14 protein-coding genes are annotated in these 12,567 nt (G+C 69.5%); 8 read left to right on the forward strand and 6 right to left on the reverse strand.

The features are described from left to right. Positions 1-36 precede the first annotated feature (36 nt). Positions 37-783, forward strand: coding sequence for a rhomboid family intramembrane serine protease (locus WBG79_RS22740; protein WP_337359527.1), 747 nt, complete (start codon positions 37-39; stop codon positions 781-783). 147 nt (positions 784-930) lie between these two features. Continuing rightward, positions 931-1,362 (forward strand): CBS domain-containing protein, encoded by a 432-nt coding sequence (locus WBG79_RS22745; RefSeq protein ID WP_337359528.1) that lies wholly within the window; start codon positions 931-933, stop codon positions 1,360-1,362. A gap of 38 nt (positions 1,363-1,400) precedes the next feature. On the opposite strand, the gene hisI is transcribed toward WBG79_RS22745, so the two are convergent. Next, positions 1,401-1,895, reverse strand: a complete 495-nt coding sequence (gene hisI / locus WBG79_RS22750) for a phosphoribosyl-AMP cyclohydrolase (protein ID WP_337359529.1) — start codon at positions 1,893-1,895, stop codon at positions 1,401-1,403. A 53-nt stretch (positions 1,896-1,948) separates the two neighbouring features. Continuing rightward, positions 1,949-2,566, reverse strand: a complete 618-nt coding sequence (gene folE, locus WBG79_RS22755) for a GTP cyclohydrolase I FolE (protein ID WP_337359530.1) — start codon at positions 2,564-2,566, stop codon at positions 1,949-1,951. A gap of 193 nt (positions 2,567-2,759) precedes the next feature. Here folE and WBG79_RS22760 point away from each other — a divergent pair, with 193 nt between their 5' ends. Continuing rightward, a complete protein-coding gene (locus WBG79_RS22760; RefSeq protein WP_337359531.1) occupies positions 2,760-3,215 on the forward strand; it encodes an iron-sulfur cluster assembly scaffold protein in 456 nt (151 codons plus the stop codon). 287 nt (positions 3,216-3,502) lie between these two features. On the opposite strand, the gene WBG79_RS22765 is transcribed toward WBG79_RS22760, so the two are convergent. Next, positions 3,503-4,078 carry an HD domain-containing protein gene (locus tag WBG79_RS22765; RefSeq protein ID WP_337359532.1) on the reverse strand — a complete coding sequence of 192 codons (576 nt, stop codon included), beginning with the start codon at positions 4,076-4,078 and terminating at the stop codon, positions 3,503-3,505. A gap of 57 nt (positions 4,079-4,135) precedes the next feature. Between WBG79_RS22765 and yidD the strand changes: the two genes are divergently transcribed. Together yidD and thrS are read left to right on the forward strand one after the other, a co-directional pair. Further along, positions 4,136-4,471 carry a membrane protein insertion efficiency factor YidD gene (gene yidD / locus WBG79_RS22770; RefSeq protein ID WP_337359533.1) on the forward strand — a complete coding sequence of 112 codons (336 nt, stop codon included), beginning with the start codon at positions 4,136-4,138 and terminating at the stop codon, positions 4,469-4,471. Positions 4,472-4,541: 70 nt separating this feature from the next. Next, positions 4,542-6,518, forward strand: a complete 1,977-nt coding sequence (gene thrS / locus WBG79_RS22775) for a threonine--tRNA ligase (RefSeq protein WP_337359534.1) — start codon at positions 4,542-4,544, stop codon at positions 6,516-6,518. Positions 6,519-6,591: 73 nt separating this feature from the next. On the opposite strand, the gene WBG79_RS22780 is transcribed toward thrS, so the two are convergent. The 3 genes from WBG79_RS22780 to WBG79_RS22790 all read right to left on the reverse strand — a co-directional run bounded on the left by WBG79_RS22780 (position 6,592) and on the right by WBG79_RS22790 (position 10,414). After that, a complete protein-coding gene (locus WBG79_RS22780) occupies positions 6,592-7,752 on the reverse strand; it encodes a polysaccharide pyruvyl transferase family protein (RefSeq protein WP_337359535.1) in 1,161 nt (386 codons plus the stop codon). Between the two features lie 465 nt (positions 7,753-8,217). After that, positions 8,218-8,871 carry a glycosyltransferase family 29 protein gene (locus WBG79_RS22785; RefSeq protein WP_337359536.1) on the reverse strand — a complete coding sequence of 218 codons (654 nt, stop codon included), beginning with the start codon at positions 8,869-8,871 and terminating at the stop codon, positions 8,218-8,220. Positions 8,872-9,433: 562 nt separating this feature from the next. Further along, positions 9,434-10,414, reverse strand: coding sequence for a hypothetical protein (locus WBG79_RS22790; RefSeq protein WP_337359537.1), 981 nt, complete (start codon positions 10,412-10,414; stop codon positions 9,434-9,436). A gap of 233 nt (positions 10,415-10,647) precedes the next feature. Here WBG79_RS22790 and WBG79_RS22795 point away from each other — a divergent pair, with 233 nt between their 5' ends. The 3 genes from WBG79_RS22795 to WBG79_RS22805 all read left to right on the forward strand — a co-directional run bounded on the left by WBG79_RS22795 (position 10,648) and on the right by WBG79_RS22805 (position 12,551). Next, the gene (locus tag WBG79_RS22795; protein WP_337359538.1) at positions 10,648-11,217 is read left to right on the forward strand and encodes a nitroreductase family protein; all 570 of its coding nucleotides are present in this window, start codon (positions 10,648-10,650) and stop codon (positions 11,215-11,217) included. A gap of 4 nt (positions 11,218-11,221) precedes the next feature. After that, positions 11,222-11,830 carry a flavin reductase family protein gene (locus WBG79_RS22800; RefSeq protein WP_337359539.1) on the forward strand — a complete coding sequence of 203 codons (609 nt, stop codon included), beginning with the start codon at positions 11,222-11,224 and terminating at the stop codon, positions 11,828-11,830. A gap of 142 nt (positions 11,831-11,972) precedes the next feature. Continuing rightward, positions 11,973-12,551 (forward strand): biotin transporter BioY, encoded by a 579-nt coding sequence (locus tag WBG79_RS22805; protein WP_337359540.1) that lies wholly within the window; start codon positions 11,973-11,975, stop codon positions 12,549-12,551. Positions 12,552-12,567 lie beyond the last annotated feature (16 nt).

Below are 12,567 nucleotides of genomic sequence, written 5' to 3' on the forward strand. Positions count from 1 at the left end.
GCTCCGCAACCGCGGGCCCGAACGGGACCCGACCCGATGACGCAACACTCCGGCCGCCGTGAGCCGCTCTTCAATCTTCCCGGCCCGGTGGTCGCCGCCTGCGCGGTCCTGATCGGCGTGCACCTGCTGCGGCTGGTCCTGACCCCGGAGCAGGACCTGGAGATCCTGGCGCGCTTCGCCTTCGTGCCCGATCGCCTCCAGGCCGTGGCCGAGCGGCAGTATCTCTACCCGGGCGGATCCTGGGCGGATGCGGCCAGCTTCGTCAGCTACGCGCTGCTGCATGCCGACATCTTCCACCTCGGGGTCAACCTCTCCTTCTTCGCCGCCTTCGGGGCGGTGATCGTGCGTCGCTTCGGCACGGTGCGGTTCGTGCTGCTGTGCCTCGTCAGCGCGATCGGCGCCGCGATGGCGCACTGGGCGGCCCATGTCGGGGAGGCGACGCCGGTCATCGGGGCTTCGGGGATCGTGTCCGGACTGATGGGCGCGCTCGCACGCTTCGGCTTCGAGCCCGGCGGGCCGATGCGCGTCGGTGGGCTGGGCGCCCGCGGGGCCGACGCGCTCGCGGCCGCCCGCGTGCCCGCGCCGGGACTGACGGCCAGCCTGACGGACGGGCGCGTCCTGCAGTTCGTCGCCGTGTTCCTGGTCATGAACCTCGTCATCGTCTTCGGTGCCGAAGCCCTCACCGGCCCCGGCGGCGGGATCGCCTGGGAGGCCCATGTCGGCGGATTCATGACAGGATTCCTGGCCTTTTCTCTGCTCGACCCCGTCGACCCTCGCGGCTAGGGGCCCGAGTTCGCGCTTGCCGGCGCGGGCTGCGGACAGCATCATGTCATGGGAGGGGCGGGCTCTCAGGAGAGTCCCGCCCGACCGGGCTCCGAGGGAGAGCGGAGCCGGCCATCGCGCCGAACCCAAGGAACGGGAGGTTGTGGCATGACCGTCAAGGCGATTCTGGCCGAAAAGGGCAGCAGGGTTCTGACCCTCACGCCCGAGCATACCCTTGCGGAGGCTTGCGAGATGCTTGCCGCCAACAAGATCGGCGCGGTCGTTCTGACCCACGCCGACGGGACGATCGCGGGCATTCTCTCCGAGCGGGACGTCGTGCGCGCCATCGCGCAGGAGGGGCCCGGCGCCATCGCGCAGAAATCGGGGTCCTACATGTCGCGGCACGTGGTCACATGCCGTGAGGAGGACACCATCCACGACGTGATGAGCCGGATGACGGCGGGTCGGTTCCGCCACATGCCGGTCATCCGGCATGGCAAGCTGATCGGCGTGGTCTCGATCGGCGACGTGGTGAAGCGGCGGATCGAAGTGGTCGAGCGCGAGGCCGACGAGATCCGTAGCTATATCGCGAGCGCCTGATCGCGGTTGCGGTCCTCAAGCGGCGAGGGGAGGGCGGATCAGTCGTCCGACCTGTGGTCGTGCCCGTGGCCGCCCGGGTTCGGGCCGTAGACGGCTTCGGGGTCGAACAAGGGGGCGTCCTCCGCCCGGGCGAGCGGCGTCTCTGGTGCGGACCCGACCGCGATGCGCCGGTAGAAGCAGGAGCGGAAGCCGCGGTGACAGGCGGCTCCATGGCCCTCCGTGTCGACCATGAGCCAGACGGCGTCCTGGTCGCAGTCGACGCGCATCTCGCGGACGACCTGTCGGTTGCCGCTGGTCTCACCCTTGACCCAGATCGCCTGGCGGGACCGGCTCCAGAAGGTTGCGACGCCGGTCTCGATCGTGCGGGCGAGCGCCTCGGCGTTCATGTGGGCGAGCATCAGGACCTCGCCGGTCGCTGCGTCGGTGACCACGGCGGTGATCAAGCCGTTCGCATCGAAGCGCGGGGTCAGCCGGGCTCCGAGTTCGAGGTCGTCATGGTGGCCGGGAGGCGGGAAGGCAGGGTCAGCGGTCATGGCCCCGCGGGTTTAGGCCGCGGCGCCCCCCTGGGTCAACAGCACCCACCCGCTCAGCGGAAGCCGCGGACGAGGGTCATGAAGCGGACCTGCTCGGCCGGATCCTCGCGGAAGACGCCGGTGAACTGGGTCGTGATCGTCGAGACGCCGTCCTTCTGCACGCCGCGCATGGACATGCACATGTGCTCGGCCTCGACCAGCACGGCCACGCCGCGCGGCCGCAGGTGCTCGTCGATGGCGTTGGCGATTTGGGCCGTCATGCTCTCCTGCGTCTGCAGGCGGCGGGCGAAGACATCGACGAGCCGGGCGAGCTTGGAGAGCCCGACGACGCCCTTCGTCGGATAATAGGCGATATGCGCCTTGCCCACGAAGGGGACCATGTGGTGCTCGCAATGCGAGTGAAACGGGATGTCGCGCACGAGCACGATGTCGCCGTAGCCCTCGACCTCCTCGAAGACCTTGGCGAGGACGTCGGCCTCGCTCTCGCGATAGCCGGCGAAGAGCTGCTCGTAGGCCTTCGTCACGCGCTTCGGGGTATCCAGGAGGCCTTCGCGCTCCGGATCGTCGCCGGCCCAGCGGATCAGCGTCCGAACCGCGGCTTCAGCCTCTTCGCGGCTCGGCCGGGCGGGGGCCGACGCGTCGCGCCGGTACAGGCTGACGATGGCGTCCATGGGGAAGACCTCTCGGCTTTCGATCGATTTCTTCAACATACGGCCCCGCTGGAGTTCCGGACCACTCGCGCCGACCGCTCGTATGGAAGAGCCGGGGATGTGAACAGCCTCGACCCCCACTATATAGTGAGCCGGATCGGAAGGGTAAGGCACGCCCGCTGCGGCGCCGTGCCCCGAGGCGGGAAAGACGTCCATGATCGACGACATCTACAACAAGAAGATTCTGGAGTTCGCCGGCAACATCCCCCGGCTCGGTCGCCTGCCGCAGCCCGACGCCACAGCGACCGCCCATTCCAAGCTTTGCGGTTCCACCGTCACGGTCGATCTCTCGGTGGACGGCGACGTGGTGACCGACTTCGCCCATGACGTGAAGGCTTGCGCGCTCGGACAGGCGTCCTCGTCCATCATGGCTCGGCACGTGATCGGGGCTCGCGCGGACGAGCTCAGAGCCCTGCGCGAGACGGTCAGGCGGATGCTGAAGGAGAACGGCGCGCCGCCCGAGGGGCGCTTCGAGGACGTCAAGTATCTGGAGCCCGTGCGGGACTACAAGGCCCGGCATGCCTCCACGCTCCTCACCTTCGACGCCGTCGTCTCGGCCCTGGACCAGATCGAGGCCAGGCGGACGTCGACCGCCGCGGCTGCCGGCTGAGCTGAAATTCTTTGGGGTCGGCTTTGAGCGGACCCGCGCTGCGTGTATGATTTCGTCCAGGCATGAGGGTGGCCTCGCGGCCGCCCCCTGCCGGACTTACCGGACGATGGAGAGTGTCAGTCTCCGCCGTCCGAGCCGGAGGGTGATGGTCATTCTGAGCATGACCGTCACTCTCCCTCGCCGAAGAGTGTCGGCTTGCACACCCGACGAAGGTCGGGCGATGAACTCTGGCGGGAGAGCCGCGCGAACGTAAAGTCGTTCGTGCGGCTTTCCGCATCTATACGTTGTTATTTCGCACGCGGGGCCGCGGATGACGGACCATCGGCGAAGCGTCGGTCCGTTTCGGCGGCGATGCGGTCGAAGGTGTCCTCCAGGCGCGCATCGGTGCCGCGGATCCGGTCCACCACCTGGCGTGCCCAGGCGACGTAGTCGACCAGCCTTTCGTGCGGCCAGTCCTCCGGCGGCGCGTGGACCAGGGAGCGCACGTTCGAGGTCTTGTCGGCGATCTTGATCAGGCGCGCCTCGCGCGACAGCGTCGGCGCGTGCTCGATCTGCAGGCGCTTGCGCTCGTCCTTGGGCAGGGACTTGTCGTCCGTGACCTCGGCCACGATATCGGCGACGCGCCGGCCGAAGCCGTGCACGAGGTCCTCGTGACTGACGGCCGTATCCTCGATCGTGTCGTGCAGGTAGGCCGCGGCGATCACTTCGGCGTCCGGTGCGGCATCGGCGGTGGCCACGTAGGCGGCGACCTCGGCGAGGTGGTTCATGTAGGGATCGTGGTCGGCCCCCTTGCGATGCTGGTCCTTGTGGTGGACGGCCGCGAAATGAACGGCGCGCGTGATCAGGAGGGCGTCGTTGGGCATGGTCTCGCCTCGCGTGCTAGCGTGGTCTCAACGTCAATCAGGATACTCTGTTCCGGCATGTGCCCGACCTGCAGGCCGCCTCCGCCGTCGCGCCGCGGTCCCCAGGTCCTCGCGGCCCGGGGGCTGATCCGGCTCTACCGCTACACGCTCTCGGCCTTCATGGGCCGGACGTGCCGCTACCTGCCGACCTGCTCCGAGTATACCGAAGAGGCGATCGCCCGCCATGGGCTGTGGGCCGGCGGGTGGATCGGGCTCGCCCGGATTCTCCGCTGCAATCCTTGGGGAGCCTCGGGAATCGACCCGGTTCCGGCCGAATTGCCTCCCCGGGCGCGCTGGTATATGCCCTGGCGCTACGGCCGGTGGACCGGCCGCCACATCGTCGACAGGCTCTGAGCCCTCGGCCTTGATCCATCCCCCATGGCTTACCCGGGTCGGTATCCGGGAGTGAGCAGGAGACGCAGACATGATCCAGATCACGTTCCCGGACGGCGCGCACCGCAATTTCGAGGCCGGCGTCACGGGCCTGGCGGTCGCCGAGTCGATCGCCAAGTCGCTCGCCAAGAAGGCCGTCGCCATGAAGCTCGACGGCCGGCTGACCGACCTGCGCGATCCGATCATGAGCGACGCGCGGATCCAATTCCTGACCCGGGAGGATCCCGAGGCGCTGGAGCTGATCCGCCACGACTGCGCGCACGTGATGGCAGAGGCCGTCCAGGACCTCTATCCCGGCACGCAGGTCACGATCGGGCCCGTCATCGAGAACGGCTTCTATTACGACTTCTACCGGCCGGGGCAGCCCTTCACCCTGGAGGAGCTCGGCCGCATCGAACAGAAGATGCGCGAGATCATCGCCCGGAACCGGCCCTTCACCAAGGAGGTCTGGAGCCGCGACAAGGCGCGCGACGTCTTCCAGTCGAAGGGCGAGGGGTTCAAGGTCGAACTCGTCGAGGCGATCCCGGCCGACCAGGACCTGAAGATCTATTTCCAGGGCGACTGGTTCGACCTCTGCCGCGGGCCGCACATGGCGTCGACCGGGCAGATCGGCAATTCCTTCAAGCTCATGAAGGTGGCGGGCGCCTACTGGCGCGGCGATTCGGCCAAGCCCATGCTGTCGCGGATCTACGGCACCGCCTGGGCGAACGACGCCGACCTGCAGGCCTATACGACCATGCTGGCCGAGGCCGAGAAGCGGGATCACCGCAAGCTCGGGCGCGAGATGGATCTCTTCCACTTCCAGGAGGAGGGGCCGGGCGTCGTCTTCTGGCACGCCAAAGGCTGGACCATCTTCCAGGAGCTGATCGCCTACATGCGCCGGCGCCTGCGGGCGGACTACATGGAGGTCAACGCCCCGCAGGTGCTCGACAAGGTGCTGTGGGAGACCTCCGGTCACTGGGGCTGGTACCGGGAGAACATGTTCGGGGTGCAGTCGGCCGGCGACGAGACGGAGGACAAGCGCCTCTTCGCGCTGAAGCCGATGAACTGCCCGGGGCATCTGCAGATCTTCAAGCACGGCCTGAAGAGCTACCGCGATCTTCCCATCCGCATGGCGGAATTCGGCGTGGTGCACCGCTACGAGGCGTCCGGCGCCATGCACGGGCTGATGCGGGTGCGCGGCTTCACGCAGGACGACGCGCACATCTTCTGCACCGAGGAGCAGATGGCGGCGGAGTGCCTGAAGATCAACGACCTGATCCTGTCCGTCTATGCCGACTTCGGTTTCGATGAGATCGAGGTGAAGCTCTCCACCCGGCCGGAGAAACGCGTCGGGTCCGACGAGCTCTGGGACCGGGCCGAGGCGATCATGATGCGGGTGCTCGACCAGATCGCCGAGCAGTCGGGCGGCCGCATCAAGGTGGCGCTGAACCCGGGCGAGGGGGCCTTCTACGGGCCCAAGTTCGAGTACACGCTCAAGGACGCGATCGGGCGCGACTGGCAGTGCGGGACGACCCAGGTCGACTTCAACCTGCCGGACCGGTTCGAGGCCTTCTACATCGACGCGGACGGATCGAAGAAGACGCCGGTGATGATCCATCGCGCCATCTGCGGCTCGCTGGAGCGCTTCACCGGCATCCTGATCGAGAACTTCGCCGGCCATTTCCCGCTCTGGCTCGCCCCGGTCCAGGTGGTCGTCACCACGATCACCTCGGAGGCGGACGCCTATGCGGAGGCCGTGCAGAAGAAGCTCCTTCGCGCCGGGCTGCGGGCCGAGATCGACCTCCGGAACGAGAAGATCAACTACAAGGTCCGCGAGCACTCCCTTGCCAAGGTCCCGGTGATCCTCGTCTGCGGCAAGCGGGAGGCCGAGGAGGGCACGGTGGCGGTGCGCCGGCTCGGATCGAACGAGAACCGGGTCGTGCGGCTCGCCGAGGCGCTCGCGAGCCTGCAGGACGAGGCGACCCCGCCCGACATCAAGCGCGAGCGCGCCGAAGCGGCGGCGTGACCGCAGGCCCGGGGCCGTTCCGGCGGCCCCGGCCCGTCGCGGCGGGCGGAGGCCGTCGGGCGGCCGAGCGGGGCTAGACGCCCAGCGGGCTCGTCGGCAGGTTCAGCATGCGAGTCCGGTAGGCCACCATGCGGGAGACGACGAGGCACCGGTCGGACCGGGCGGCCTCGAGGCGGTCCGGCGTGAGGTCCGCGATGGTGGCGGCATGGTGGGGCATGTTCGCGTCGCGGACGTAAGCCTCGGCCTTCTTGCGGTCGGCGATGGGCAGGACCGGCACGTCGGCCAGCGTCGAGAAGATCAGGCAGTGCAGGCGGTTGGTGACCACCAGGGAGGCGGCCTTGAGTTCCGCGACGGTCTCCTGCCAGGTGAGTGGCGTCAGGTAGGGAATACCCTGCGCGGCCGCGAGGGGGCGGCAGACCGGGCCGTCCTCCAGATCGCAGGTCGACAGCAGCGCCAGGTCGGGGATCGCCGGCAGCAGCCGGGCGACGGCCGCGCCGAGGGCGGCCTCGAGCGGCTTGGCGCTTCCGGTCAGGACCAGGAGGGTCCGCCCGGCGCCGCGCCCGCGCGCGGGCGGGACGAGGCGGGCGAGCGGGAGCAGCGAATAGACGCAGTCGCCGGCATCTGCCGTCTCGAGGCCGAGGTCCCGGGCGACTTCGGCGGAGATGGTATCCCGGACGGGGAGCGGGCGGCGGATCAGGCCGAGGTGCCGGCCGAGCAGCGCGTCGCCGAGGGAGCGGCGGGCGCGCGGGTTGATCGAGAAGGGGTAGGCCCAAATCCGGTCGGTGCGCGCCGCCACGGCCTTGAGGGTGGCGAGCATCGTGAGGCCGATGAAGCCGTTCCATTGGTCGCCGCCCGCCGTGAAGACGCCGGCGTAGCCGCCGAGAGTGCGGGCGACGGGGCGGGCTTCCTGTCGCACGGCCTGGAAGGCGAGGGCGCGCGCCAGCCTGCGGTAACCGCGGTCCGACAGGGTCTGGTGCCAGGCCGGCCTGGGCTGTGCGTCCAGGGGGCCGAGGATCTCGAAGGGGGGCGTGCCGGTGTCCCGGAAGGCGGAGAGGCGGGTGGCATCGCGGCTCAGATAGCGGTGCGGGTAGACGTGGAGGGGGTGACCCGGGAACCGGGCCTCCAGGTCGCGCAGCATCGCATGCAGGATCGCGAAGTCGCCGACGTTGCCCTTCAGGTTCGCGAAGAGGATGCCGACAGGGGGCGGGGAACGGCCGGCCTGCGTCACCGGCATAGGCCCTTCCGATCGAGGCCGAGGCCGGGATGCGCTCGTTTCATCGCTGCCCTCCCGATCCGCCGCGGTCCGCCCCGGTCTCCGGCAGGGTCCCGGGCGTGATGCTGGATGCCGATCGCCGCCTTCGATTCCGGACTGTGGACGGTCATCGGTCGGGCGATCCGAAAACGCGGCACACGCGCCGCAAGTGGCGATCCGGGTACTCGCTCCCATGCAGGAGGGCAAGCCGGGAGGACTTCGGGTGCGTTGAGCCGTCCGGCGGGATCGACTCCCATCCGGGCGGGCCGACTTTTCCCGTTGCGGCCGCAGAGGCGGGGCCCGCGTCCGGAGACAGGGTCGTCCCTTCCTGCCATAGCCGGGCGCCCTCGGAGCCCGCCCCGTCGCTCCGACGTCCGCAATCCCGACTGTGCATGCGAGAGGCGCTCCGTGTGGCGGCGGCGGGAGGCCGACGTCGGCGTGATCCGTTCAGGCGGGAGGAGGCACGGTCCGCGGGGGCGGTGCGGCGGGCTGATCGGCGGCGAGGATGTGCGTGCGGTAGTACAGAGCCTCGGCGTTCCAGTCGTGACGGCGGCCGGACTTTGCGGAGGGCTGGAAGTAATGCTTCACCTGACCGTCCGTCTGGTCGTCGAAGCGGAAGCCATACGCGTTCGTCCGGCCGTCGCCGACGGAGCCGCGTAACACGCGCAGCCAGTAGAGGACCGTCAGGCCCGCGCTGGGCGGGTGGTCCAGCTCGCGGGCGAGTTCCACGTAGAGGCGGGTCGGAAGGCAGGCGGGCCGGCCGCCGGCCTTCTCGGTCTCGATCAGGTCCCATGCCTGCTGGCCATGGAAGCGCCGATCGGGGCCGGAAAAGAGCGTGAAGTCGTAGAGCGCCGGGGGGCGGCGCCAGACATGCCGGTGGCTGCCGGCCCGGACCCATACGGTCGTGCGGCGACCGTAATCGGCGGCGTAGCGCTCGTCGTCGCTGAAGTCGTTGAAGCGTATGACGACGTCGTGGTCGTCGATCTCGCGTCCCAGTCCGCTCCCGAGGCCGACCGGCGCGTTGCCGACCACCGCGACGCGCTTCCGCGGGTCGGCGAGAAGGCTGACGAGGTCCGCGTCGTTGGCGGTCGAGCGGGCCATGACGGCGGAAGCATGTCGGAAGAGCCGATTGCGGGCGATTCCGAGATCGTGGAGGTGCGCAGCGCATGCCAGGCTCGCGTGGCGGCGGAAGGCCTCGCGGGACTTCCGCCAGACCCATTCCCCGTGGTCGGCTGCGGCGGCCCAGTCGCCGCACTCGCCGGAGGCCGAGGCGAGAATGGAGCGGATGCCCGCTTTCGTCTCCGTGTTCGCCAGGGGTGTCCTTCGCAGGATACGCCGGATCTCCCGTCGGGTGTCGTCCCTCGGACCTTGGAAATCGAAGAGGAGCTTGGCGTAGGCTTGAGCTTCCTTGGAATCGAGATAAATAGAATTTTTTCTATATATTCGGGCGAGAGACCGGATTCCTTCAGTTTGCAGGCGTCCGGCCCATCCTACATCTGCGTTCATCGTCTTCGATCGCTTCGAACGAAGCTCTATTCTCCGCCGTCCGCAGCTGGAGGTCAACCTCGAATAACGTAACGTTACCCTTTGACCCGCGATCCGAAGCGGCTCCCCCCAGCGCTGGCGCCGCGTGGTGAAGTCCGATTTCCCTGATCCGGCCGCCCTACTGCGCCCGCGCCGGGTCCGCCAGGATCTCGAGCTCGCGGTCGTTGCCGGGGTCGACGGAGAAGTTGGTCGTGTAGACCTTGCCCTGATGCTTGGCGACGACCGAGTAGTCGCCTTCGGCCAGCACGAAGGCCGGGAAGGCGCCGACGTTTTCGGCGACCTGGTCGCCTGAGGGGCTGAGGACCAGCCAGTTCACTCCGGCGAGCGCCTCGCCGTTCTTCTCGGAGACGAGCTTGAGGGTGACCTTGGCGGCCTTGTGGTAGATGGTCGCCTCGGTCAGCTTGCCCGGGTTGACGTGGATCTCGGCGCGCACGACGGCGTTCAGGTCGCCGTAGCGGCTGACGACGTAATAGGTGTCGGCATTCAGGCGGATGATCTTGCCCGGCTTGGCGCCGATCACCAGCGCCTGCCGGTCGCCGCGTTGGTCGGCGTCCTTGGAGTAGATGTCGAAGGAGACGCGCTCGGGGTCGACCGGCAGGTCCCCGACGACCGCGGCGGCGAGCCTCACGCCGCCCGCGTTCAGCACCAGGGTCTCGGTGCGCTCGGCCTTGTCGAGGGTGACGCGGGTCGTCGCGCCGGCCCGCCCGTAGGCGGCATGCACGATGTAGGAGCCGGGTTCGAGCTGGAAGACGGCTTCGCCGCCCGCCGAGGTGGCGACCAGCTTCATCTTGGTCTCGCCGTTCTCCTTGGCGTCCTGGAAAATGCGCCAGACCAGTCCGGAGCGGATTGGCTTGCTGTCCTCGGTGACCAGCGCCTTCAGGTTCAGAACGGGCCGGATCTTCTGGGGCGACAGGATGTCGGGGACGGGACTGGGGGGCGGGTTGCCGGCGAAGGGCATCAGAGCGGGGTTCGCGGGGGCGGCGGTGCCGGCGGGCACCGTGGCGCCGGTCGCCGGTCCGGCCTTCTGGGCCGCGGCGGGGCCGGAGGCGGCCACGGCCAGGAGGACGAGGAGCGTGGAGGCGGCGGCGCGGAGCGTCATGCGGCGTTCGGGCTCTCTCGGACTCGTCGGGCCGGACTCGTCGGGTCGGACTGCGGCGATCGGACTGCGCGGCTCGGAGACGCTGGATCGGACCGGCGACCGCCGTCATCCGCGGTAAGCATGGCGGAATCGCGGCCGGTCGGCAACCGGCCCTGCGCAGGCGGGCGTTGACAAGGGCCGGCGCATGGGATCTCGATCCGCCGTCCTCCCGTCGCCCAACCGAGTTCCGACCGATGCCCGACGCCCTCGACCTCCTGAAGACCCGCCGCACCGTCGCGGCCCTGCAGCTCGGCGACCCCGGCCCGAGCGAGGACGAGATCCGCGAGCTCGTCACGATCGCGGCACGGGTGCCCGACCACGGCAAGCTCGCGCCGTGGCGGTTCGTCCTCTACCGGCGGGCGGACGGGCCCGCGCTCGCGGAGCGCCTGATGCCGCTCTACCACGCCCGCTTCCCCAACGCCGAGCCGGCCCGAGTCGAGCAGGAGCGAGGGCTCTTCGCGCGCTCGCCGATCACGATCGGGGTGATCTCGAAAGCCGGCGAACATCCGAAGATCCCGGAATGGGAGCAGGTGCTGTCGGGCGGGGCCTCGGCCATGAACCTCGTCATCGCCGCGCACGCGATGGGCTATGCGGCGCAGTGGCTGACCGGCTGGTGCGCCTACGACCCGGAGGCCGCCGCCATCCTGGGCGCGAAGGCGGGCGAGCGCTTCGTCGGCTTCGTCCACATCGGCACGCCGAAGGAGAAACCCGCCGAGCGGCCGCGACCGGCGGTGGACGACGTGCTCACCGTGTGGAGCGCCTGACGCTATGTTCTACGAGACCGACGCAAGGCCCGCCCATCTCCTCCCGCACGATCCCTTCAAGGCCATCGTGGCCCCCCGGCCGATCGGCTGGATCTCGGCGGTCGATCGGGCCGGGCGGGTGAACCTGTCGCCCTACAGCTTCTTCAACGCGGTCGGCTCGCGGCCGCCGCTCGTCATGTTCTCCAGCGAGGGCATGAAGGACGCGGCGAGCTTCGTGGCCGAGACGATGGAGTTCGTCTGCAACCTCGCAACCTGGGACCTGCGCGACGCCATGAACGCCACCTCGGCCCCGTTGCCGCGCGGCACCAGCGAGTTCGGCATCGCGGGTCTGACGCCGGCCCCGTGCCGGCTGGTCAAGGCGCCGCGGGTCAAGGAGGCACCGGTCGCGCTCGAGTGCAAGGCGATCGAGGTGAAGGCGCTCGTCGACCTCGCCGGCCGGCCCATGGGCTCGCACATGGTGATCGGGCAGGTGGTGGGCGTGCATATCGACGAGGCGATGATCCGGGACGGGCGGTTCGACCTGACGCTGGCCCGGCCGATCGCGCGGTGCGGCTACAAGGACTACGCGGTGGTGACCGAGCTCTTCCAGATGGAGCGGCCGCCGGGGGGCTGAGGCCGGCAGTTTCCGGCTCCACCGTGCGCGGGCGGCCGATCGCCGCGCGCGGGCCGGCTCGACCGTTCGGCTACTTGTGTTCGGACCGAAACCGGGTACACGCTTCGTCGATGCGCGACGCGCCCGCTTCGAGAAGGATCCGATGCCGATGACCATGCTCGCCCAGGCCCAGCCCGGCCTCACCCGCAGCCTCGCCGCCGCCCCCGCATGGGCCAAGGTCGCGGCGGTCCTCGCCGGCACTGCGGTCCTGGCGGCCTCCGCGCGGATCACGGTGCCGATGTGGCCGGTGCCGATGACCATGCAGACCTATGCGCTCCTCGTCATCGGCGCGCTCTACGGGTCGCGCCTCGGCGCCGCGACCGTGCTCGCCTACCTGGCCGAAGGCGCGATCGGCCTGCCGGTCTTCGCGGCCGGCGGCGGCCTGCACCACTTCTTCGGCACGACGGGCGGATTCCTGCTCGGCTTTCCCCTAGTCGCCTTCCTCGCCGGCTTCTTCATGGAGCGCGGCTGGGGGCGGACCCTGCTCGGATCGGCCGCGGGCTTCACGATCGCGCATCTCGCCGTGTTCGTGACGGGCGTGCCCTTCCTCGCCGGGCTGATCGGCTGGGACAAGGCGATCGCGCTCGGCTTCCTGCCCTTCGTGGCCGGCACGGTCGTGAAGACCGGCCTCGCCATGGCGACCTACGAGGTGGCGCTCAGGCTGCCGTCGCGGCGCGGCTGAACGCCCCCGTCACCGG

It is taken from the genome of Prosthecomicrobium sp. N25 (assembly GCF_037203705.1).
In the GTDB taxonomy this organism is placed as follows: domain Bacteria; phylum Pseudomonadota; class Alphaproteobacteria; order Rhizobiales; family Ancalomicrobiaceae; genus Prosthecodimorpha.

Bases quoted from the DNA above. Each gene is read 5' to 3' on its own strand.
- WBG79_RS22780 (WP_337359535.1), bottom strand. From the start codon at position 7,752: ATGCCGGTGACGCAGGCCGGCCGTTCCCCGCCCCCTGTCGGCATCCTC.
- WBG79_RS22790 (WP_337359537.1), bottom strand. From the start codon at position 10,414: ATGACGCTCCGCGCCGCCGCCTCCACGCTCCTCGTCCTCCTGGCCGTG.
- WBG79_RS22800 (WP_337359539.1), top strand. From the start codon at position 11,222: ATGTTCTACGAGACCGACGCAAGGCCCGCCCATCTCCTCCCGCACGAT.
- WBG79_RS22760 (WP_337359531.1), top strand. From the start codon at position 2,760: ATGATCGACGACATCTACAACAAGAAGATTCTGGAGTTCGCCGGCAAC.
- WBG79_RS22765 (WP_337359532.1), bottom strand. From the start codon at position 4,078: ATGCCCAACGACGCCCTCCTGATCACGCGCGCCGTTCATTTCGCGGCC.
- WBG79_RS22740 (WP_337359527.1), top strand. From the start codon at position 37: ATGACGCAACACTCCGGCCGCCGTGAGCCGCTCTTCAATCTTCCCGGC.
- thrS (WP_337359534.1), top strand. From the start codon at position 4,542: ATGATCCAGATCACGTTCCCGGACGGCGCGCACCGCAATTTCGAGGCC.
- WBG79_RS22745 (WP_337359528.1), top strand. From the start codon at position 931: ATGACCGTCAAGGCGATTCTGGCCGAAAAGGGCAGCAGGGTTCTGACC.
- hisI (WP_337359529.1), bottom strand. From the start codon at position 1,895: ATGACCGCTGACCCTGCCTTCCCGCCTCCCGGCCACCATGACGACCTC.
- WBG79_RS22785 (WP_337359536.1), bottom strand. From the start codon at position 8,871: ATGGCCCGCTCGACCGCCAACGACGCGGACCTCGTCAGCCTTCTCGCC.
- yidD (WP_337359533.1), top strand. From the start codon at position 4,136: ATGTGCCCGACCTGCAGGCCGCCTCCGCCGTCGCGCCGCGGTCCCCAG.
- WBG79_RS22805 (WP_337359540.1), top strand. From the start codon at position 11,973: ATGCCGATGACCATGCTCGCCCAGGCCCAGCCCGGCCTCACCCGCAGC.
- folE (WP_337359530.1), bottom strand. From the start codon at position 2,566: ATGGACGCCATCGTCAGCCTGTACCGGCGCGACGCGTCGGCCCCCGCC.
- WBG79_RS22795 (WP_337359538.1), top strand. From the start codon at position 10,648: ATGCCCGACGCCCTCGACCTCCTGAAGACCCGCCGCACCGTCGCGGCC.